The sequence below is a fragment of the Maricaulis sp. ABE4_448 genome, from assembly GCF_056160825.1.
In genome coordinates, this window is record NZ_JBSWXX010000002.1 from 273,301 (window position 1) to 293,977 (window position 20,677).

16 protein-coding genes and 2 tRNA genes are annotated in these 20,677 nt (G+C 64.3%); 12 read left to right on the top strand and 6 right to left on the bottom strand.

What is annotated here, in order from left to right; translation table 11 throughout:
• The first annotated feature begins 10 nt into the window (after positions 1-10).
• A complete protein-coding gene (locus tag ACXAJV_RS07745) occupies positions 11-1,231 on the top strand; it encodes a DUF3667 domain-containing protein (protein ID WP_475083864.1) in 1,221 nt (406 codons plus the stop codon).
• 96 nt (positions 1,232-1,327) lie between these two features.
• On the opposite strand, the gene sppA is transcribed toward ACXAJV_RS07745, so the two are convergent.
• Together sppA and ACXAJV_RS07755 are read right to left on the bottom strand one after the other, a co-directional pair.
• The gene (sppA, locus tag ACXAJV_RS07750) at positions 1,328-3,115 is read right to left on the bottom strand and encodes a signal peptide peptidase SppA (protein WP_475083867.1); all 1,788 of its coding nucleotides are present in this window, start codon (positions 3,113-3,115) and stop codon (positions 1,328-1,330) included.
• 196 nt (positions 3,116-3,311) lie between these two features.
• Positions 3,312-3,388: transfer RNA gene (locus tag ACXAJV_RS07755), tRNA-Pro, on the bottom strand.
• A gap of 215 nt (positions 3,389-3,603) precedes the next feature.
• On the opposite strand from ACXAJV_RS07755, the gene ACXAJV_RS07760 reads away from it, so the two are divergent.
• From ACXAJV_RS07760 to ACXAJV_RS07805, 10 genes are all read left to right on the top strand, one after another.
• Positions 3,604-3,678 (top strand) — tRNA-Gln (locus ACXAJV_RS07760).
• 618 nt (positions 3,679-4,296) lie between these two features.
• The gene (locus tag ACXAJV_RS07765; RefSeq protein WP_475083869.1) at positions 4,297-5,043 is read left to right on the top strand and encodes a DUF3450 domain-containing protein; all 747 of its coding nucleotides are present in this window, start codon (positions 4,297-4,299) and stop codon (positions 5,041-5,043) included.
• A 25-nt stretch (positions 5,044-5,068) separates the two neighbouring features.
• Positions 5,069-6,454 carry a MotA/TolQ/ExbB proton channel family protein gene (locus tag ACXAJV_RS07770; protein ID WP_475083872.1) on the top strand — a complete coding sequence of 462 codons (1,386 nt, stop codon included), beginning with the start codon at positions 5,069-5,071 and terminating at the stop codon, positions 6,452-6,454.
• A 14-nt stretch (positions 6,455-6,468) separates the two neighbouring features.
• Entirely contained in the window at positions 6,469-7,008 is a 540-nt protein-coding gene (locus ACXAJV_RS07775) for a MotA/TolQ/ExbB proton channel family protein (protein WP_475083875.1), read from the top strand.
• Positions 7,005-7,415, top strand: a complete 411-nt coding sequence (locus ACXAJV_RS07780) for an ExbD/TolR family protein (protein WP_475083878.1) — start codon at positions 7,005-7,007, stop codon at positions 7,413-7,415. Before ACXAJV_RS07775 ends, ACXAJV_RS07780 begins: the two co-directional genes overlap by 4 nt.
• A 14-nt stretch (positions 7,416-7,429) precedes the next feature.
• A complete protein-coding gene (locus tag ACXAJV_RS07785) occupies positions 7,430-7,834 on the top strand; it encodes an ExbD/TolR family protein (protein ID WP_475083881.1) in 405 nt (134 codons plus the stop codon).
• 12 nt (positions 7,835-7,846) lie between these two features.
• Positions 7,847-8,464 (top strand): energy transducer TonB, encoded by a 618-nt coding sequence (locus ACXAJV_RS07790; protein WP_475083883.1) that lies wholly within the window; start codon positions 7,847-7,849, stop codon positions 8,462-8,464.
• 137 nt (positions 8,465-8,601) lie between these two features.
• Entirely contained in the window at positions 8,602-10,140 is a 1,539-nt protein-coding gene (locus tag ACXAJV_RS07795) for a tetratricopeptide repeat protein (RefSeq protein ID WP_475083886.1), read from the top strand.
• Positions 10,141-10,350: 210 nt separating this feature from the next.
• The gene (locus ACXAJV_RS07800; RefSeq protein WP_475083889.1) at positions 10,351-11,805 is read left to right on the top strand and encodes a tetratricopeptide repeat protein; all 1,455 of its coding nucleotides are present in this window, start codon (positions 10,351-10,353) and stop codon (positions 11,803-11,805) included.
• A gap of 316 nt (positions 11,806-12,121) precedes the next feature.
• Complete coding sequence (locus tag ACXAJV_RS07805) at positions 12,122-12,739, top strand: energy transducer TonB (protein WP_475083892.1); 618 nt, start codon at positions 12,122-12,124, stop codon at positions 12,737-12,739.
• Positions 12,740-12,969: 230 nt separating this feature from the next.
• On the opposite strand, the gene ACXAJV_RS07810 is transcribed toward ACXAJV_RS07805, so the two are convergent.
• From ACXAJV_RS07810 to ACXAJV_RS07825, 4 genes are all read right to left on the bottom strand, one after another.
• Positions 12,970-15,228 carry a S9 family peptidase gene (locus ACXAJV_RS07810; protein ID WP_475083895.1) on the bottom strand — a complete coding sequence of 753 codons (2,259 nt, stop codon included), beginning with the start codon at positions 15,226-15,228 and terminating at the stop codon, positions 12,970-12,972.
• Between the two features lie 27 nt (positions 15,229-15,255).
• Positions 15,256-15,666: a peptide-methionine (R)-S-oxide reductase MsrB gene (gene msrB, locus ACXAJV_RS07815; protein WP_475083898.1), complete on the bottom strand. Its 411-nt coding sequence runs from the start codon at positions 15,664-15,666 to the stop codon at positions 15,256-15,258.
• Entirely contained in the window at positions 15,650-16,966 is a 1,317-nt protein-coding gene (locus ACXAJV_RS07820) for an MFS transporter (protein WP_475083900.1), read from the bottom strand. The genes msrB and ACXAJV_RS07820 overlap by 17 nt, the downstream gene beginning before the upstream one ends.
• A gap of 114 nt (positions 16,967-17,080) precedes the next feature.
• A complete protein-coding gene (locus ACXAJV_RS07825) occupies positions 17,081-19,363 on the bottom strand; it encodes a TonB-dependent receptor domain-containing protein (protein ID WP_475083903.1) in 2,283 nt (760 codons plus the stop codon).
• Between the two features lie 186 nt (positions 19,364-19,549).
• Here ACXAJV_RS07825 and ACXAJV_RS07830 point away from each other — a divergent pair, with 186 nt between their 5' ends.
• Positions 19,550-20,638: a DUF2336 domain-containing protein gene (locus ACXAJV_RS07830; protein ID WP_475083906.1), complete on the top strand. Its 1,089-nt coding sequence runs from the start codon at positions 19,550-19,552 to the stop codon at positions 20,636-20,638.
• Positions 20,639-20,677: the final 39 nt, after the last annotated feature.

A 20,677-nucleotide genomic window follows, 5' to 3' on the forward strand; every position in this document is an offset into this window, starting at 1 on the left:
GGGATACGTCATGTCTGGAAGTGATGTCGTCAGTGATGCCGTTGTCGGCGGCACTGCCGCCGGCGAGATGGAAGACGCGATCCGGTCATCGCGACGCCGCAAGTCCGACCGGTTTTCCGTGTTCAGTTCACCGACGCCAGCTGGCACGTGCTCCAATTGCGCAACGGAACTCTCCGGCCCGGTCTGCCATAGCTGCGGACAGGCCTCCGATACCTTCCACCGGCCGGTCTGGGACCTTGTGCTCGACGTGCTGGACGGATTGCTCGGGCTGGAGGGGCGCTTGTGGCGGACCCTGCCGCCGCTGATGTTCCAGCCCGGAAAGCTGACGACGAACTATCTGACGGGCGTGCGGGCGCGCTATGTCATGCCCTTCCGTCTCTATCTGACCGCCAGTGTGCTGTTCTTCCTGGCTTTCTTTGCGGTCAATGAGGGGGTGAATACCGGACCGGATCCGGTTGGCAGTCCTGGAATCGCCGAAACGCGTGAGGCTCTGGAGTCCGGGGACCTGGAAACCCAGCTCGCCATGATACCGGAGGACGCGCGGCAGGAGGTGCTCAGCCAGGTCGAGCGCGGGCTGGACGAGGCAGAGAATGCCGAAGGCGCAGAAACCGCCGAGGCGCGCGGGCTGCGTCAGCAGGCCGAGCGCAACGAGCTGAAGCAGCGCATCCGCCATGGTCTGCTGCCGGAATACTATCCGCGTGAAGCGGCGGCGCTGGATCCCGACGAGATCGTGGAAATCTCGGAGGGCATGGCCATGAGTTTCGACGGGATCGAGGAGGTGCCGCTCGGCTTCCGGCTGCGTCTGGCGGACGGGATCGATGCGGTGATCGATTCACAGGGGCAGGCGCTATGGGTTGCCATGAAAACCTGGGCGCCGCGGCTGATGTTTGCCCTGTTGCCGATCTATGCCCTGCTGCTGGCGGTCACGCATTTTTACAAGCGCGGGCTCTATTTCTACGACCATCTGGTAGTGACCCTGCATTTCCACGCCTTCCTCTTCTTCATGTTTATCCTGGTCGGGGTGGTCAGCGTGGTCGTCGATTCCGCGCTGGCCTTTCTGGTCTTCTTCCTGTGGTCGAACTACTACCTCTACCGGCTGCACCGTACCGTCTATTCCCACGGCCGGTTTTCGTCCTTTCTGCGGACGATCTTCATGGATTTTCTCTACATGATTGTCCTGAGTTTCGGAGTGCTGGTGCTGGTTTTCGTCGGCTTGTTTACGGCGTCCTAGCCCGGGCGTGTCGGCCGGCGTTCCGTTATCAGGCCGCGCACAAAAAAAGGGCCCGCCGGAGCGGGCCCTTTCCTGTCTTGAGCAATGGCCGGTGCGCTATTGCGGCACGGCCACCCGGCTGCGCATCTGAACGCCGGGCTGGTTCGCTTCCTGACGGGCCTGGATGGCCGCACGCACTTCCGGCATCTCCATCAGCGCGTTGAGGCGGGCCGCGGTCTCGGCGGATTCGGCCGAGACGCCGAACAGTTCCTGGAAGGCTTCCAGCGGGGTGCGTTGGCGCGGGAAGCGGCGCAGACGCACTTCGTCGCCCGGTGCCAGACCGGCCAGTTCTCGCGCAGCGTCGACGGCGTCGCGGAAGCCGCCGATCTCGTCGACCAGGCCCAGATCGAGCGCTTGGGCACCGGTCCACACGCGGCCACGCGCAATCTCCAGCACGCGTTCCAGCGGCAGGTCGCGGCCATCGGCCACACGCTGGGTGAAGTCCTCGTAGACATTGGCCATCTGCGCGCGGAAGGCGGCGCGCTGGCTTTCGGTCCAGGCTTCCTGGCTGGAATAGGCCGTGGCGTATTCGCCGCCCACCGAGAGGGTCTCGACATTCAGGCCGACCATGCCGAACGTCTCGTCGAGCACGATCTTGCCGCCCAGCACCCCGATCGAACCGGTCAGCGTGGTGGCGTGGGCCAGCACATAGTCAGCCGGCGCGGCCATGTAGTAGCCGCCGGACGCGGCGAGCGAGGCCATCGACACCACGACCGGCTTGCCGGCTTCGCGGGCCCGGTTGATCGCGTGCCAGATCTGGTCGGACGCAATGGCCGAGCCGCCGGGCGAATCGACGCGGATGATGATGGCGCGGACGTTCGGATCGTCTGCGGCGGCCAGAATGGCCTCGGATGTGAAGTCGCCGCCGATCATCTCGTCGCCGCCAAGCGGGTTGGCATCGGCATCGCCGGTCACGATGGCGCCCTGGCCTTCGATCAGGGCGATGACCGGCGCATTGCTCCAGGCCGGCGAGGCCTGCTCGTGATAAACGGCGAGCTCCACCACCGCGCTGCCGGCACCGGCACGGTCGAGCGCGGCTTCACGGGCTTCGACGACATGGCCGAGACGGTCGACAAGGCCGGCATCGAGGGCCTCTTCCGCGGTATGCGGCGCGGTTTCGAACACGCTGCGGATTTCGCTGGTCGAGAAGCCGCGATCGCCGGCGATTGCGGCGACAGCGGTGTCGTAGATGGAACCCAGATAGGATTCGGCCGCTTCGCGGTGTGCGTCGGTGAAACCCGTTTCGGTGTAGCCGTTGGCGGCGTTCTTGTATTCGTGGAACTGCTCGAATTGCGGCTCGGCATTGAAGTGTTCGAACAGCCCGCCGAGGAACATCACTTCGGAGGCCAGACCGGCCGGCGTGAAGGATGCCGTATCCTGCAGCCAGATCTCGTCAGACCCGGACACCGCGAAATAGCCGGTGACGCTGGTGCCTTCGAACCCCTGGGCGTGGGTGATGACGAACTTGCCGGCCTCGCGGAAGTCGGCGATCGCATTGCGCATCTCTTCGGCCATGCCCGGCGACAGGCCGAATTCATTGGCGCGGATGAAAACGCCCTGGACACGGGTATCGTCTTCGGCCCGCTCCAGGGTCTGCACGATATCGACGACCGGGAGCGGTTCGGCGAAGGCGAAGGGCGAGCGTGACGGGCTGTCGAGCCGCGGCGTGCGCAGATCCAGTTCCAGGACAATGCCGTCTTGGGGAAGGGCGGTCTCGCGCTGGGCGCCTTCCATGGCGGAGCTGATCATGGCGCCGATCATGAGAAAGACGATGATGACGGTGAGGACCGAGCCGACGACGACGCCGACAATCGATCCGAAGAACGTTACCCAGAACTGTTTCATGGAAGCCCTTTCGACCCACGCAGACACACGGAGGCTCCGCAGTGCAAGATGCGGCCCCCCTTCTGCCCACAATGTAGTGCCCGGGGGGATTGGGGTCGAGGGATCGTGTCGGGCAAAATCCCGCGGGCGGCAGTGCGGCGCAGGACGCCTGCCAAGTGCTCTCGTGGCGCTGAGAAATCAGGGGCGGGAAAATAAATGGTCGGAGTAGCAAGATTCGAACTTGCGACCCCCGCCTCCCGAAGACGGTGCTCTACCAGGCTGAGCTATACTCCGAACCGAGGCGCGGCTTATAGCCAACTCTTCTGTACCGTGCAACGCGCCAATGACAGGCAAGCTGCAGTCCGCTCCGGCGCGGGGCGGGGGAGGTGCGGATTCACCTGTGAGCACGTGCCATGTGCAGTTTGCGCTGCAGCAAACCGCATTGCCCCGTTGCATCCCCCCCGGCGGTTATGTATTTACCGCGCTCCGTCCTCGCTGACGGGCCCGGTTGGGGCGTCGCCAAGTGGTAAGGCATCGGTTTTTGGTACCGACATTCCCAGGTTCGAATCCTGGCGCCCCAGCCATTCCTTTCCAGATCATACCGGAAAAGAACGTACCGGATGACCGGCCCCGTCGGGTCGGCATCGCGAGATTGTGAAGAGGGCGTGCTGACCTGTTCGCGGCCGGCGTGTGCCCACGCTTCCTGTTTTTCGTCTCGCCGCGAAATGAGGCGTTTCGTCCCGTTTCTCTGTGCAACCGTACCCAAAGCGGAATACCATCTTTGCGCGAAAGACAGGCCAGGGGTGGTCGCGATACGCGAATCTTGTCGATTTGAGCGCAGCTGAGGACGCATTCCAGCCACAAAGATGTATTGATCGTGGTGTAACGCTGGTGTTAGCGTTCATGCCAATTCGCAAGCGGCGTGCATGCGCCTATAAGTTGATGGGCCAACCATCACGGGGTTTCGAAGGGTTGCTGGAGCGATACCTTCGAGGACTAGAATGCAAACCGCCCTGTGCGGTCGCTGTCTGCAGGCCGCTCAGACCGGGCCGCTTGAGAACGAGGGTAGGGGGCCTAACCGGCAGGTTTTTTGCCGGTCAGCATCGAAGTTTTTTTGGGGCGGGGGACCTGCATGGGAACCCGCATTGACCATTGTGAGGCGAGAAATGGTGAACTTGAAGAATTTGGTTCGCGCGTCGCTTATGGCGACAGTTGCGGCGGGCGCCTTCGGCGGTGCCGCCGTTGCGCAGCTGGACCAAACGCTCAGTGTTGCGCGCAACAACACGCAGGAAGGCGCGCAAACTCAGCGCCGCATCGACCAGCTGGACGACCAGCGGACCGATATCGAGCTGGAGTATCGCGCTCTGCTCGAGCAGATCGAATCGCAGCGTCTGTTCGTCGAGCAGCAGCAAGTCTTCATCCGCTCGCAGGAAAACGAAGTCGAGTCGCTGCAGGCGCAGATCAACCGCGTTGACAGCATCGAGACCGACCTGGCGCCGATGATGCGCGAGATGGTCCAGAACCTCGAAGAGTTCGTGAACCTCGACCTGCCGTTCCGCCTCGAAGGCGAGAATGGCCGTCTGGCGCGCATCGAGAATCTCTACGAGCTGGTTGACGACCCGAACGTCTCGCCGGCCGAGCGTTATCGCGTCATTCTCAACGCCTACGAGATCGAAGCCTCCTACGGCCGTTCGCTGAACGCCTATGAGGACACGGTCCTTGAAGAAGGTGTTCCGGTGAACGTCACCGTGCTGCAGGTCGGCCGCGTCGCCATGATCCGCCAGTACGACGATGGTTCCATGACGATCCGTCATAACGGTTCCAGCGACTGGGAAGCCCTGTCCGGCAGCTACGAAGCCAATGTGACCCGCGCCATCCGCATCGCCCAGGAAGTGACGACCCCGTCCGTCTTCCTGGTGCCGCTGCCTGGCCCGGCAGTTGCCCAGTAACGGCTTGGAACGGAGAGTGAAAGTTATGAAAACCACGATGAAGATGCTCGCCGCCGCCGTTTCAATGGGCGTGGCTCTCACCGCCGGTGCCGTGGCACAGACCCAGCCGGCCGGATCCCTCAACGAGCTGCTGCAGCGCGTGCGTTCCGACGCCCGTGAAGCCAGCGCGGAAAACCAGGAACGCCTTCGCGAGTTCCAGTCCAGCACCAACCAGCAGCAGGCGCTGCTGAGCCAGGCGCGGGCTGAACTGAGCGCCCTGCGCAACCAGGCCGACCAGATGTCGGCCCAGTTCGAAGCCAACCAGACCCGCATCGACGAACTCGATGCCGAGCTGCGTCAGCGCCAGGGTGCCTTCGGTGAACTCTTCGGCGCTGCCCGCCAGGCCGCCGGCGAGTTCGGTGCCATCATCGACAGCTCCATCATCTCGGCCCAGTTCCCGGGCCGCGCGGATGCACTGGACGAGCTGTCCAATTCCCGTACCCTGCCGACCCGCGCAGAGCTGGACTACATCTGGCGCCGCGTGATCGAAGAGATGATCCAGCAACAGCAGGTCGTCACCTTCAACGCCCGCGTCACTGGCCTGGGCGACGGCGAAGCCGTTCCGACCACCCGCGTCGGTCCGTTCGTTGTGTTCACCAACCACAACAACAATCAGCGTTTCGCCCTGTGGCAGGAAAACGAAACGACCGGCAACTGGGCGCTCCGCGACCTGCCGGCTCAGCCGCCGGCCAACTTCGTGGGCGGTGCCTCGAACCTGTACAATGCCGATCCGAACGAGATCGTCATGGGTGTGGTTGATCCGTCCCGCGGTCCGCTCCTCGACATCTACAAGGACGTTCCGGGCATCGAAGAGCGCATCGAACAGTCGGGCAATGTCGGTAAGGTCATCATCGGCCTGCTGGTCATCTCCGCTGTCTTCGGTCTGTTCCGCCTGGTCTCGCTGCTGCTGACGCAAGCCGCCGTGTCCGGTCAGAAGCGCAAATCGTCCGGTTCCAAGTCCAACCCGCTGGGCCGCGTGATGCTGGCCTATGAAGGTGCCAAGGACAAAGACGTCGAGACGATGGAACTGAAGCTGGATGAAGCCATCCTGCAGGAATCGCCGAAGCTCGAATTCGGTCTGAACTTCCTGAAGCTGGCTGCTGGTATTGCTCCGCTGCTGGGTCTGCTGGGTACGGTTACGGGTATGATCAAGACCTTCACCCAGATCACCCTGTTCGGTACCGGTGATCCGCGCATCATGGCCGGTGGTATCTCCGAAGCCCTGATGACCACGGTGCTCGGCCTTATTGCCGCCATCCCGCTGCTGTTCATTCACTCCTTCGCCCAGTCCTTCGCGCGCGGCGTTCAGCAAGTGCTCGAAGAACAGGCCGCAGGCATGGTCGCGCGTCACGCTGAAGAGCGTCACGGTTAACCGGAGGAACCGCTATGGATTTCCAGGCCGTATCAACCGGCCTTCAGGAGTTCCTCGAGCGGGGAGGCCCCGTCCTCGTTGTCATCATGGCAACAACATTTGTGATGTGGGCCTTCATCCTCGAGCGCTTCGTCTTCTTCTACTTTGCCCAGGCCGGGCTAGCGAAGCAGGCGCAGCGGGAGTGGAATGCACGGGCAGACCGGAAGTCCTGGTATGCCCATGCCATCCGCGACCAACTCATCTCGGAGGTCAAACAGCGTTGCGATCAGAATGTCGAGCTGGTGAAAACCCTCGTCGCTGTCGCTCCGCTTTTCGGACTGCTCGGCACAGTGACGGGCATGGTCTCGGTGTTCGACGTCATGGCAATTTCGGGCTCTTCGGATGCCCAGGCCATGTCGGCTGGCGTCTCGCGCGCCACGATCCCGACCATGGCCGGCATGGTGGCGTCCCTGTCGGGACTCATCTTCGCCAACCAGATCGAACGTCTCGCCCAGTCGCGCACTGCGAAACTGGCCGACTCGCTCGAGATCGGTGAAGGGAGTGCCGAGTCATGAGACGTAGAAACAAGCGCCAGGACGATCAGGCTGAAGTGAACATGACGCCGATGCTCGACATCGTGTTCATCCTGCTGATCTTCTTCATCGTCACCGCCACCTTCCTTTCGGAAGAAGGCCTCGACATGCGCCCGCCGCCCGACTCGGACACGCCGCCGGATTCCGACGCGCCGCCTCCGATCGTGGTTCAGGTCGACGACGATAATAATATCTTCGTCAACCGGACGCGGACCGATGTCGATCGTGTGCTGTCGGCCGTCAACCGCTTCCGGGCGGAAGAACCGAACAGCGCCGTTCTCCTGGAAGTCCAGGACGAGGCCGAACATGGCATCATCGTGCAGATCTGGGACGAGATGGGCGCCAATGGCGTGCCGGTCTCCCTCCAGCGCACGGATGAAGACAGCTAGACCGGGAGGAAGCTATGGCGCGACGCGTCAGTCGAGTGAATACCGGTGAGGAAGAGATCGAACTGAACATGACGCCCATGCTGGACGTCGTCTTCATCCTGCTGATCTTCTTCATCGTCACCTCGGTCTTCATCAAGGAACCCGGCGTGGACACTGTCCGCCCGGATGCCATGACCGAGGAAGACCGCAATCCGTCGATGCTGATCGCGGTGACATCGGACAACGAAGTCTGGGTCAACCGTCGGGTCTACGAGATGAACGAACTTCGCGGGGTTATCGAGCAGCTGCTGCAAGAGAACCCCAAGGGCCGGGCAATGATCCAGGGCGATGAGGGGGCTAATATCGGTCTCATTCTCGACGTCCAGGAACTGCTCATCGAAATGGATGTCGAAGTGCATATTTCGACACTCCAGACGTAGGGAGGAGACAACATGGGTAATCTTGTCCGCCTCATCATCGGCGTTCCGATCGCCGCCTTCGTCACGATCGTGCTGTTCTTCGTCATGACCCGCCTCATCCTCGTGGAAGGCGAGCCGCCGAACGAGGAAGTGGAGGATCGTCAGTTCTCGATCAATGACGAGGTGACGGAGATTGAAGCCCGCCGCCGCGACACCACGATCGAGGATGTGCAGCAGGTGGATCCGCCACCCCCGCCGCCGCAGATCGAGCGGCAGCGTGCAGAACAGCCGGCTGAAGGTCTGGCCACCGTGATGGGTGCCATTCCGGACTTCGAGGCACCGCAGCTGAACAGTGACAGCGTGAACTTCTCGGTCTCCGACCGTGACGCGCAGCCGCTGGTCCGGATCGAGCCGCAATATCCGATGCGGGCTGCGGAGCGTGGTGTCGAAGGCAGCTGCTGGGTCCGCTTCGATGTGACCCCGGACGGTACGCCGACCAATATCAACATCTACCAGTGCGACAGCTCGCTCTTCGAGCGTGCGTCGATCCGGGCGGTGGAGCGTTGGCGCTACAATCCGAAGGTCGAGGACGGGGTGCCGGTGGCACGTCGTGGCGTGGAAACACGCTTCGACTTCCAGCTGTCCGATTAATGGGATGACGGGCGGGTGTCGATGACATCCGTCCGGCCCTCCCGCGGGACGGGACCGGAAAGCCTGCGGGCTGGAATGGTTCCGGAGGAATTGTCAAAGCCGGTTCGGGGAGTTGGGCCGGTATGAAGGAGCCATCGATGATCCGTTTTAACGGTTTCGATACATCGGGCCTGTTGCGCTCCGTCGCGACGCTTGCCCTGGCTGCGGCCATGACCACGGTCGTGCTCGCCGACGCCGATGCCCAGCGCCGCAATCGCGATCAGGAAGAGGAGAATGACGGTGCAGACCGGACATTCACCGCCCGGGTCGGCGAGATCGTGCTGGAAGCCCAGGAACAGCAGAGTAACGACCAGTTCGCGGCCTCTATCGAGACCCTGAACCGTGCGCTGGCGATCGGCGACATCAATCCGTACGAACGGTCGATCTGTCTTCAGCTGCGCGGCCGGGCCTACTACGAGACCGAACGCACCAACCAGGCCGTCCAGGACTGGCAGGGGGCGATCGCCACGGGCGCAATGCTGCCTGAGGAAATCGTCAACCTTCGCATCAATATCGGTCAGCTGCTGATTGCGAACGAGCGGTACAATGAAGGTATCCGTTCGCTCGAACAGGCCGTCGAAATGGGCGGCGAAGGGGCCGTCAATGTCGGCGTGGCCCGTATGCTGGCCCAGGCCTATGGCCAGGCCGAGCGTTATCGGGACGGTCTGCGCTGGGCCGAACGCTTCTGGGAACTTCGCCCGGCGTCCGAACGGACCCGCGGCGATTATTCGCTGATGCTGTTCTACTACCAGCAGCTCGACGATGTGCCGAACCAGTTCCGCATCATTGAAGGCATGGTTGCGCGCTGGCCGACCGAGAAGAATAACTGGCGCTCTTACGCCTCTCTCCTGGCCCAGACCGGCCGAGAGGAAGATGCGTTCGAAGCCAACAAGATCATGTACATCAACGGTATGCTCACCGAGAGCCGCGAGATCGTGGCGGTGGCGCAGTATTACAGCTACTACGAATATCCCTATCGGGGTGCTGTGATCCTGGAGCGCGAGCTCAATGCCGGCGTGGTCGAGCGTACACGCGACAACCTGCAGCTCCTGTCGAACATGTGGCGGCAGGCACGCGAATGGGAGCGCGCCATCCCGGTCCTGCGCCAGCTGGCCCAGATGACCGGCGACGGGGACGACTATCTGAAGCTGGCCGAAGCGCTGTATCAGCGGCGTGAGCTGGCGGAAGCCGAAGATGCCTTCCAGGAAGCACTGAACCGGGGCGGTCTCGATCGCCCGGGGACGGCCTGGACGCTGCTGGGCAATGTGCGTCAGGAACTGGGTCGCACCGACTCTGCCCTGGCCGCCTTCCGCGAAGGCGCGCGCTATCCCTATTCGCGCACAACGGCGAATGGCTGGATCACCTTCATCACCAACCAGCGGGCTGCTGCGGCGGACCGGGTCCGGATCCGCGAACGCGTTCGTCTCGACGAGTGCCGCTTTGCCATCGAAGACCTGCGTGAAACCGCAACCCTGCTGGGTGATGTCGATGAGAACGGCCGTATCGTGGTCGATGTGCCGAACAATTGTAGCGACCTCTACAACCAGTACGGCGAACGTCTGAACCAGGATGTCGCCGCAGGCGACGAGGCTCCGGCCGAAGGCGCAGCGGAAGATACCGAGTCCGACGCCGGCTAGGCGCTCCGATATCGGCGACATGATCAACGCCCCGGTCTTCAGGCCGGGGCGTTTTTCTTTGCCGGCATTGGCTATGTCCAACCTGCGCGCGACGTCCGGCCGGTTTCAATCGCAGATGCCCCATTCCCGCCCGATTGTGACAGCAAGCTTTCCGCATCATGACGTTGCACCGGGGCTGGGGAGTTCGCGTCATGTGCCGGGGAGGTGCACATGGGATACCGGAAACTCACCACCGGTGCGGCTGGCGGTCTGGCCGCGCTCGTCATCGCATTCACAACAATCGGCGCGTCGTCCGCCGCACAGCAAGCCGCACCGGGCAGGACGCCGGACGCTGTCGAGCGAACGCTTTCTCAGCGTGTCGGAGAGCGCATTCTGGTGCTGTTGGAGAGCGAGGGCGCCGGTGACTACGCTGCCGCACTGGCGGGCTATCGTGACATGCTCGAGACGCAAGGCCTCACCCCCTATGAGCGCGCCATGCTGTTGCAGCTGGCCGGGCGCAGTGCCTGGGAGCTGGACAATACGCGCGAAGCGATCGCGGCCTGGCGAGCGGCCATCGCGCTCAACGCGCTGCCGGACGAAGATGCCAATACGTTGCGCATCAATACCGGCCAGCTCTTGCTGGCCGAGGGCGAGTTCCGGGCCGGGATCGATCTGATGGAGACGGCCATCGCCCGCGGTGTGCCGCTGGGCCCGGATCTCGCCATGCGCCTGGCCCAGGGCTATGGCCAGCTGGAGGCCTATGGCCCCGGTCTCAACTATGCCCGCCAGGCTTTCGATCTGGCTGAAATGCCGGGCCGGCCGCACTTCTCGCTGCTGCTCTTCTTCTACCAGCAGCTCGACATGCTGCCCGAACAGGCGGGTCTTCTGGGCCGGATGGTGGGGCGCTGGCCGGACGAGAAAGCCTACTGGACCAGCTATGCTTCGCTACTGGCGCGGACCGGGCGCGAGGCCGATGCCTTCGAGGTGAACCGCATCCTTTATCTCAACGGCATGCTGACAGACAGCGACGAGCTGATCCGTCTGGCGCGCTACTACTCATATTATGAATATCCGTTCGGCGGGGCGTCCATGCTGGAGCGTGAGCTCAATGCCGGGCGCGTCGAGCCGGAGGCGGACCACTTCCGTCTCCTGGCCGATTTGTGGCGCCAGGCGCGCGAGTGGGAGCGCGCGCGGCCGGTGCTGCAGCGGGTCGCGACCCTGACCGGTGCCGGGCCGGACTATGAGCGGCTCGGCGAGGCACTCTACCGCGCCGGTGCGTTCTCCGAAGCCGAGGCCATGTTCGTACAGGCGCTGTCGCGCGGCGGGCTCAACCGCCCGGGGGACACCTGGACGCTGGTCGGCAACACGCGGGTCGAGCAGGACGATCTGCTCGGCGCCATCGACGCGTTCGAGCGGGGGCTGGAGTGGGAGTATTCCCGCGCCACCGCCCAGGGCTGGATCGGCTTCATCGAAATGAAGATCGCCATCCAGCGCGATGGTGAACGCTTTGCCCGGCTCACCACGATCGAGGCGTGCGAGCTGGAGATCGAACGCATGCGGCGCGGCCCGGTGATTTCCGAGGATCAGCTGGACAGCGAGGGCGTTCGCATCTTCGATCTCTCGGCTGAATGCGCGCCCTATTTCGACGTCAATGGCCGTCTGAAACCGGAATACGAGCGGGCCTGACGCAGGCTTTCTTGCCGGACAAGCCGGCTGCCGGGCCCGACCATCAGGTGGACGGGCCCGCTGAGCGTCGCCCGCAATTTTCCCCGGGACCGCCATATTTGACCTATTTTGCGCCCCGGTTTTGCCGGACGGGCGGTGTCTCATGATCGCGCGGCAAGGGGCTGAGTTGTGGTCCCTGAAAGGGGTCGCGCCGTGTTGTGGCGTGCCCGTCCGCACCGGCCTTCCCGGCGGCGATGACCGCCGCCGGGGGCCTGGCCGGTCAGGGGCAGAACTGTCGGGGCCATGCAGGACCGCCCGCATTGGGGAGCCTGTAATCATGACAGCCACCTTTCATCCGATCCGCACACCGCTGGTGTTGCCGGTCGCCGGCGCCGTTACCGTCGGCCTTTTCCTGCTGATGCGGCAATTGATCGATATCGGGCCTTACGTGCCCGAACCGGTCGAGGCATTGCCGCCCCTGCAGATCCGGTTCGACGTCGATCCCGTCGAGATCGAGGACCGTGTCGAAATGACGGAGATCACGGAACTCGAACCGCCGCCGCGGCCGCCGGTTCTCGAGACAGATCGTGCCGCCGTGGAAGCCGTACCGGACGGGTCGCGCTGGGCCCTGCCGCCGATCGAGGCGGCCGAGATCCGCACGGGCGGAGGCCTCGTCAATATCGACCGACAGCCGTCGCCGCGCGTGCGCGTGCAGCCGGTCTACCCGGCCAATGAGGCGTCGCGTGGCCGCAATGGTGTGTGCAATGTCGTGTTCGACATCACGGCGGAGGGCCGCACGGCCAATATCCAGGCCCGCGACTGTACGAGCCCGGCTTTCGAGCGGGCGACCATTAATGCGGTCTCCGGCTGGCGCTATGATCCGCAGGTTCGCGATGGCGAGCCCGTGGCCTATCGCGGCGCCACCACCCAGCTCGTCTTCTCGCTCGAGGAATAGGCTTCCTCTGCGAAGCGGGGGAAGTGGCCGAGCCTGGCCCGTGGGCCCGGTGAGGTAGAAGGGGGTAAGTCGATGCGCGCTTTGCGCTCTACGGTGCTTTGCACCGCCCCCTCAGTCCGCTTCGCTGACAGCTCCCCCGCAAGCGGGGCGAGCCCGGGTGCAAGCAAGACAGAAAAAGGGCGCGTCCAGCCTGGGCGCGCCCTTCGTCATTCTGTCTGCTCGCGGGCAGCCTATTCGGCCGCGATCGCCTCGACTTCTTCGTCGGCCAGGCCGACCACCATCAGGGCGAAGGCCCAGTTGAGGGCGGTTTCGCGCAGGCTGTCGAAGCGGCCGGAGGCGCCGCCATGGCCGGCCCCCATATTCATCTTCAACAGGGTCAGCCCGTCATCGGTCCGCCGGTCGCGCAGGCGGGCGACGAATTTGGTCGGCTCCCAGTAGGTGACGCGCGGATCGGTCAGCCCGCCCGTTGCCAGGACGTGGGGATAGTCCATCTCCTGGATCTGGTCATAGGGGCTGTAGGCAAACATCGTCTCATAGTCTTCCGCGCTCTCGATCGGATTGCCCCATTCGGGCCATTCCGGCGGGGTGAGCGGCAGTTCCGCGTCCGACATGGTGTTGATCACGTCCACGAAGGGCACGGCGGCGATGGCACCGGCAAACAGGTCGGGTTGAAGATTGATCGCGGCACCGACCAGCAGGCCGCCGGCCGAACCGCCATAGGCGACGATATTGCCGCGCGACGTATAACCTTCGCTGGCCAGGGCCTCACCGGCCGAGACGAAGTCGCGGAAGGTGTTGATCTTCTGCTCCAGCTTGCCGTCCAGATACCACTGGTATCCGTTCGCCATGCCGCCGCGAATATGGGCGACAGCATAGACCATGCCGCGATCGACGAGCGAGAGCGGCGTGACGCGGAAGGCGGCCGGAATGGTGATGCCGTAAGAGCCATAGCCGTAGAGCAGCAGCGGCGCCGATCCGTCCACCGGCGTGTCGCGGTGGTGCAGGATGGTGACCGGGATCTCCACACCGTCATGGCCGGGCGCCATGACGCGGCGCACGACATAGTCCTCGGCATTGTGACCGGAGGGGACTTCCTGGCGCTTCAGCAGCACACGCTCGCGCGTGGCCATGTCGAAATCATAGGTCTCTTCCGGCGTCGACGGGCTTTCATAGGAGAAGCGCAGCGTGTCGGTCTCGAACTCATAGCCCTGCGAGATGCCCAGCGAGTAGGCTTCCTCGTCGAAGGCGATGTCGTATTCCTCGCCGCTCTCGTAATTGTGCACCACGATGCGCGGCAGGGCGTTCTGGCGCTCCATGCGCACCTGCCAGTCGGCAAAGCCGATCACGGCATTGATCAGCGTGCCCGGACGGTGGGCGACGATCTCTTCCCAGTTCTCCCGGCCCGGATTGTCGATCGGGGCGGCGACGATCTTGAAGTCCACCGCGCCGTCGGCATTGGTCAGGAAGTAGAAGCGGTCGCGGGCCTCGGTGAGATAGTATTCGACATTCTCCTCGCGCGGCGCGATCAGCTGCGGCTGGGCCGTCGGATCGCTGGCGTCGATCAGGCGCAGCTCGTTGGAGGTGTGACCGCCGGCATTGATGACGATGTAATTGTCACCGTCCGAGGTGCCGACCGAGACGAAGAAACCGTCATCCGGCTCCTCATAGATCAGCTCGCTGGCACCGCCGCTGCGCGATTGGCGGTAGACGCGCTTGGAGCGGGAGTTCTCGTCGCGCCACACCCAGTACAGCGTCTCGGAGTCATTCGCCCAGACAAAATCGCCCGAGCTTTCATCCGTCAGCGTGGCGACGATGGCGCCGGTCGCGATCTCGCGGATGCGGATCTCGTAGTATTCGGAACCGCGGATATCGACGCCGAAAGCGACGTACTGGTGGTCCGGCGAGTGTTCCATCGAGGAGAAGTCAAGATAGTCGAAATCGGCCGCTTCGGCGTCGCCATCGACCAGCACTTCTTCTTCGCCGGCCGGCTCGCCGGTCTCCGGATCGATCGGGCGGCGGGCATAGATCGGATACTGGCCGCCTTCGCGGTAGCGGGTGAAGTATTGATAGCCGCCATCGCGCTCGGGCACCGAGCTGTCGTCTTCCTTGATGCGGCCGCGGATCTCCTGGAAAATCCGCTCCTGCAGATTGGCGGTCGGCTCCATCACCGCGTCCAGATAGGCGTTCTCGGCATCCAGCAGTTCGCGGATATCGCTGTCCAGAACGTCCGGCTCGCGCATCACCTGCTGCCAGTTATCGTCCTTGATCCACTGGTATTCGTCGACGCGGGTAAAGCCCAGCTGCTCGATTTCCACGGGGCGCTGTTCGGCGCGTGGCGCTTCCAGCCCGCGGGCCCGTTCGATCAGGGCCGAGGTCTGCGGCGCGGCTGCGTCGGTGTCGGCGGTCATGTCAGTCTCCTGGCTGCAGGCGGCCAGCGCGAGGGCGGTCAGCCCCGCGCCGATCCGTCCGGCAAGTTTTCGTGATGTCATCGTCTTCCCCTCGTGCAAGGGCCGGCCTTAATCGCCGCCCGTCTCCTCCGGCCGGAAATCCAGCACGGTCCCGTTTGTACAGTAACGCTGACCCGTCGGTCTGGGACCGTCGGGGAACACATGGCCCAGATGGGCGCCGCAATTGGCGCAGTGGATCTCGGTGCGCGCCAGGCGCAGCTTGAAATCGGTTTTCGTCTCCACGGCGTCCGATGCCATTACATCATAGAATGAGGGCCAGCCCGACCCGCTCTCATATTTATGCTCGGCCGCGAACAGCGCCTCGCCGCACACCTTGCAGTGATAGGCGCCGCCGCGCTTTTCCGCATTGAGCGGATGGGTGAAGGCGCGCTCGGTGCCCTCCTCGAAGGCAATGGCATAGGTCTCCGGATCAAGCCGGGCCTTCAGGGCGTCGATTTCGGCGTCAGTCAGTTTCGGCATGGTCGCGCGCGTCCTCGTTCGGCGGCAGGGCGGCCGGATGGGTAGGGCCGCGCCGGACCGACAATATGGGCGTCGTCAGGGAAATTACCACGAGAACCAGCCCCAGGCCGATCATGGGCACCAGTGCCGAGACTTGCGGTCCCAGGAAGCCGATCATGAAGCCCATCAGCACCGCCCCGGCCGGCATGCCGCCGAACAGGCCGAGCTGGTAGACCGACATGACCCGCGCCAGCTTGTCCGGCGGGGCCTGTTCCTGCACCACCGAACGCGACAGCGAGATTGCCACGCCGGCGCCCAGCCCCCACACGAAGACGAGGATGTAGAGCGACCAGAAGGGCAGGGGCAGCGCAAAGGCGCCGGTCGCCAGCACGGTCACGCCCTGGGCGATGATCAGGGCGCGGCCGGGGCGCTCGATCTGCGGGAAGCTCGCCAGCGCGACATTGGCCAGGAAGGCGCCGACCCAGAAGGCCACCATCAGGCTGGCGATCTCGGGGAAGCCGCCGCCATAGGTTTCGCGGATCAGGAGCGGGATCAGCACCAGGAAGGAACCGCCCACGACCAGGAGGCCGATGGCGATCATGATCACCGTCATCGGCATCAACACGGGCGAGCGGAAGACGGCGCGCACCCCCTCGGCCAGGTCGGCCATGGGGTGGGCGGTGGATGTGTTGCGGGTCGAGCCCAGGCGCGGCAGGAAGGCAGCGGACAACCCGCCGATGAAGAGGCCGATCCCCTGGCAAACGAACAGCGCGCCCGGTCCGGTATAGGCGGCGATATAGCCCAGCCCCATGCCCAGGATCTGGGCGCCGAACTGCACGGCGGACGCCATCACCACAGCCCGCTGCAAATCGATCCCGCCATGACGGGTGCGGCCGGAAATCCGCACCACCGGATTGATCGCGCTGTCGCGGGCCGGCATCACGAAACCGCCCGCCACGCCGATCATCAGCGCGAAGGCGACCATGATCCAGTAGGACAGGTGATCGGTCATCAACAGCGCGCCCAGCGCGGCCGCGGCCAGACCGGCGAAAATGTAGAAATAGAAGATGATGCCGCGCCGGTCCTTGCGCTCGGCCAGCACGCCGGCAAAGGGCAGGAGCAGCATCATCGGCGCGGTCAGTGCGGCCTGGGCAATGCCCAGCCGCTCGGCACTTTCGCCCAGGGTGAAGGTGATGACACCGGGGAAGATGGTGGTCTGCAGCCCGAAGCCGAAGAACCAGCCAGCCACCAGAACCAGATAACCGCCGAAGGGCGGCAGTCGAAGGCGGCGATTGCCGGCGAGGGGGCGAAATACGGGCAAGAGGGAATGACGCGCTTGTTGAGACCGTCCCCCGGCCCGGCCGGGCAAGGAGGTGCAATCCACCCTGTCTACCAACTTGTGGGCGTGACGCAACTCCTTGCCGGCCAACCGTCATCAGAATTCGTGACGGATGCCGAAGACGATATTGCGGCCGCGCAGGGGCGACTGCGTCTTCACGAATGAGGTGTGCACATAGGCCAGCTCGTCGAGCAGGTTGGTGCCGCGGGCATAGAGCTCGATCGGCCGTCCGCCCAGCTCGGTGGCATAGGAGACGGTGGCATTGACCATGTCATAGCCTTCGGTCTCGGTTTCGTAGGAGGCGACGCGGTCCTGCTCGAAGGTGTGGTAGTATTCCACATTCCCCGTCAGCGCGCCGGTATCCCAGTCATAACGCGCGCCCAGCCGGCCCGGCGGGATGCGCGGCAGGTTGTCGTCCTCGCCGCTCAGCTCGGTGCGCACATAGTCGCCGAACACCGTCACTTGCGAGTGCGGCGCGAAGCGGTAGCTGACCTCGCCATCCAGGCCCGTGAAAGTGGCATCGGCGGCGACATAGACCAGGTAGAGATGCGGCAGGCCGGTCTCGCTGTCGACCTCGATCAGATCGGCGAAGACATAGTCCTCGATATCCTGGTGATAGAAACCGACCTCGTACTCAAGCGGACCGCCAGTTTTGCGCAGGGTGAGGTTGATCGTTTGCGCCGTCTCGGTGATGTCGGCCCGGGATTCGGGGAAGGTGGATGAGGCGCGCCGGGTCTGGGCCAGCCCGACTTCATAACTGTTGGTCGCCAGATTATTGCCGTAGGCATAGAGTTCGCGCACGCTGGGCGCCCGCTGGGTATGGGCCAGGGACAGCGCCGCGGAATAGCCCCGTCCGGCATCCCAGGTCAGCCCGAGCGAGACGGAGACCGGCTCATGTTCGGCCGGAGGGTGCGCGCTCTGGAACTCCGGGATCACCAGCTCCATCCAGTCTTCTCGCGTCATGCCAAGCGCATTCCACAACCGCTCAAGGAAGTCGTCGGAGATATTGTATCGCGGCACTTCGGCGACCATGTCCCGCCAGTCCTTGCGGACGGCAATCTCAAGCTCGACATCGCCGAAACTGCGCCGCTGGGACATGAAAATGCCGACACTCTCCGTGGTATAGTCGTTCGGGTAGACCCAGCCGAGACTGGGCTCGTCTTCGTGGGCGGAATTGTGGTTCAGCCCGCTGAATGTGCCGTTCATGTAGTGAACGCCGAACGTGCCGGTGAAGCCGAAGAGCGGGGCGTGCACCATCTCCAGCCGGGCATCCTCGACCTCGTTGCGGTATTGCGCGAACAGGAAGTCGCCATCGACTTCGTTGTGGCTGTAGTCGGTGTGCGAGAGACGCAGGCGTGTATGCGTGATCCCCGGCAGCAGGTCCTCGAAATCGGCGCGTACATCGATGCGCTCATTGCGCAGGCCGATCGAGGCGGTGTGATCCTCGTCGGATCCGGCGAACGGGTCGGTATAGGGACCGTGGGCGCTACAGTGCAGGTCGCGGCCATGGGTGTGGCAGACGGCGTTGGTGTGATTATGCCCCGGCAGGCCGTAATCGCTGTCCTCGCGCGAATAGGCGGCGCCGATATAGCCCCGTTCCGTGATCCAGGAGGCGCCGATCGCATAGCTGGAGGATTGCGAGAAGGAATCCTTCAGCCGGTCGGTGCCGTGGTCGCCGGGCACGGCGTAATTATCGGCATCGCTGGTCGAGCCCTCGATGTGCAGGGCAAAGGACGAGCCCAGGCCGATCGTGGCCCGCGCCGCGCTGGCCAGGCCTTCATCGCCCGTGCTGTAGCGCGTCTCGGTGGCGCCGGAGAGGCCGTTTTCCGGCATGGCGCGCGGCACCCGGCTGTCGATCAGGTTGATGGCGCCGTTCATGGCGCTGCCGCCATAGATCGCCGAGGCCGGCCCGCGCACCACTTCGATCGCATCCAGCAGGAGCGGGTCGCCGGCGACCGCGTGGTCCGGCGAAACCGAGGACACATCGTAGAGATTGGCGCCGTTGGACAGGACTTCCAGCCGCGGCAGGGTCTGGCCGCGCACCACGGGGCGCGAGGCGCCGCCGCCATAATTGTCCAGGTGGACGCCGGGCAGGCCGGCGAGGGTCTCGCCCAGCGTGCCGAGACGGCGATGGGCCAGCTCGGCCCCGGAGAGGACCTGTACGGGCAGGGGTGTCGCAGTCCGGCCGATGGCCAGGCCTTCGACCAGAATGGCATCCATCTCGTCGTCGGTCGCGCGTCCGGCATCCGTTTCCGGGGTTGCAGGGCTCTCCGCCATATCGGCGGAGGCGGATTGTGCCAGGGCCGTGCCGGGAAGCAGGGCAAACCCCGCGACCGTTGCCAGGAAGGCCTGGCGCATAGTGGTGTGATGACTGGACATACGGGTCGATTCCTTTACTGATCCCGGCGCCCGGATTAATATGTTATAACGTATCGTCAAGAGGGCGTGTGCGCGGCCGTCATTAAAGTCTGGTCATGCGGTGCCGCGGCCGCGGCCCGGAGCACCATTCATTAACGCCGTCGCGGCATTCTGGGCGCTGATTCCAGTCTGGCAGGACGCGTCCCCATGGCCGAGGCCAAGCCCTATGATCTGACCGAACCGGTCGCCACGCCGAAGACGCGGGCGCTGCTGGCGCGCCGGCTTGCGGATATTGTCGGCCTGCCGTCCAGCCGCATCACGCCGCGTGAGCGCTGGATTGTCGGCGATCTCCTGTATGACGTCATCCGCGCCTCGGATCTCGAGCTGCGCCGGCGCTGTGCAGAACGCCTGGCCGCGCTCAGCGAGGCGCCGCACCGGCTCCTGCGCACGCTGGCGAGCGATGATTTCGACGTGGCCCAGCCGATCCTGGAACGCTGCACCGCCCTGACCGATTTCGACATGATGGAAGTCATCAATTCCGGCACGCTGCAGCACCGCATGACCATCGCGCGCCGCGAGGCGTTGTCGGAGACGGTTGCAGCAGCCCTGGCGGCCTATGGCGAGCCGCCTGTGGTGGAACGTCTCCTGCGCAACAAGACCGCCCATCTCGCTGCGCCTACGCTCGATCACCTCGTCGGAGCCGCGACCGAAGAGGCTTCCTATGCCGCGCTGCTGATCCGCCGGGAGGAGATGCGACCGGCCCAGGCCTTCCGCCTGTTCTGGAGCTGCGAGCATATCGACCGCTTCCAGATCCTCGACCGCTTCGCCGTCGACCGCACCATCTTGCTGGAGGCTTCGGAAGACATTTTTCCCGCCGCCGCAAAGGAAGGCTGGTCCGATCCGATGGTCGCCCGCATCCTGCGCTATATCGACCGCCGCCAGCGCAATCGCGAAGCCGCCGAGACCAGCCCCTACGGATCGCTGGAGGGCGTGTGCGAGGCGATGCCAGGCGAGGGGGCGACCGCGGACATTATCGCGGAGATCAGCCGGCTGGCCGCCGTCGACCGCCGGCTGGTCGTGCGCATGATCGACGATATGGCGGGTGAGCCGCTGGCCGTTCTGTGCAAGGCGACCGGCCTGAAATGGCCCTTCTTCCTGCATATGTGGCGCGGGCTGGGCCGCTCCGAGCAGAGCGATCCGGTCGAACAGGCGCGGCGGGTCTATGACAGCCTGTCGGTGGAAAAGGCCCAGACGGTGCTGCGCTACTGGAACCTGTCGGCCGAGGACAAGGGCTGACTTCGCTCTGCGGAATAGGGCGCGTCAATCGCTGCGATT

Bases quoted from the DNA above. Each gene is read 5' to 3' on its own strand.
- ACXAJV_RS07745 (WP_475083864.1), top strand. From the start codon at position 11: ATGTCTGGAAGTGATGTCGTCAGTGATGCCGTTGTCGGCGGCACTGCC.
- sppA (WP_475083867.1), bottom strand. From the start codon at position 3,115: ATGAAACAGTTCTGGGTAACGTTCTTCGGATCGATTGTCGGCGTCGTC.
- ACXAJV_RS07765 (WP_475083869.1), top strand. From the start codon at position 4,297: ATGGCGACAGTTGCGGCGGGCGCCTTCGGCGGTGCCGCCGTTGCGCAG.
- ACXAJV_RS07770 (WP_475083872.1), top strand. From the start codon at position 5,069: ATGAAAACCACGATGAAGATGCTCGCCGCCGCCGTTTCAATGGGCGTG.
- ACXAJV_RS07775 (WP_475083875.1), top strand. From the start codon at position 6,469: ATGGATTTCCAGGCCGTATCAACCGGCCTTCAGGAGTTCCTCGAGCGG.
- ACXAJV_RS07780 (WP_475083878.1), top strand. From the start codon at position 7,005: ATGAGACGTAGAAACAAGCGCCAGGACGATCAGGCTGAAGTGAACATG.
- ACXAJV_RS07785 (WP_475083881.1), top strand. From the start codon at position 7,430: ATGGCGCGACGCGTCAGTCGAGTGAATACCGGTGAGGAAGAGATCGAA.
- ACXAJV_RS07790 (WP_475083883.1), top strand. From the start codon at position 7,847: ATGGGTAATCTTGTCCGCCTCATCATCGGCGTTCCGATCGCCGCCTTC.
- ACXAJV_RS07795 (WP_475083886.1), top strand. From the start codon at position 8,602: ATGATCCGTTTTAACGGTTTCGATACATCGGGCCTGTTGCGCTCCGTC.
- ACXAJV_RS07800 (WP_475083889.1), top strand. From the start codon at position 10,351: ATGGGATACCGGAAACTCACCACCGGTGCGGCTGGCGGTCTGGCCGCG.
- ACXAJV_RS07805 (WP_475083892.1), top strand. From the start codon at position 12,122: ATGACAGCCACCTTTCATCCGATCCGCACACCGCTGGTGTTGCCGGTC.
- ACXAJV_RS07810 (WP_475083895.1), bottom strand. From the start codon at position 15,228: ATGACATCACGAAAACTTGCCGGACGGATCGGCGCGGGGCTGACCGCC.
- msrB (WP_475083898.1), bottom strand. From the start codon at position 15,666: ATGCCGAAACTGACTGACGCCGAAATCGACGCCCTGAAGGCCCGGCTT.
- ACXAJV_RS07825 (WP_475083903.1), bottom strand. From the start codon at position 19,363: ATGTCCAGTCATCACACCACTATGCGCCAGGCCTTCCTGGCAACGGTC.
- ACXAJV_RS07830 (WP_475083906.1), top strand. From the start codon at position 19,550: ATGGCCGAGGCCAAGCCCTATGATCTGACCGAACCGGTCGCCACGCCG.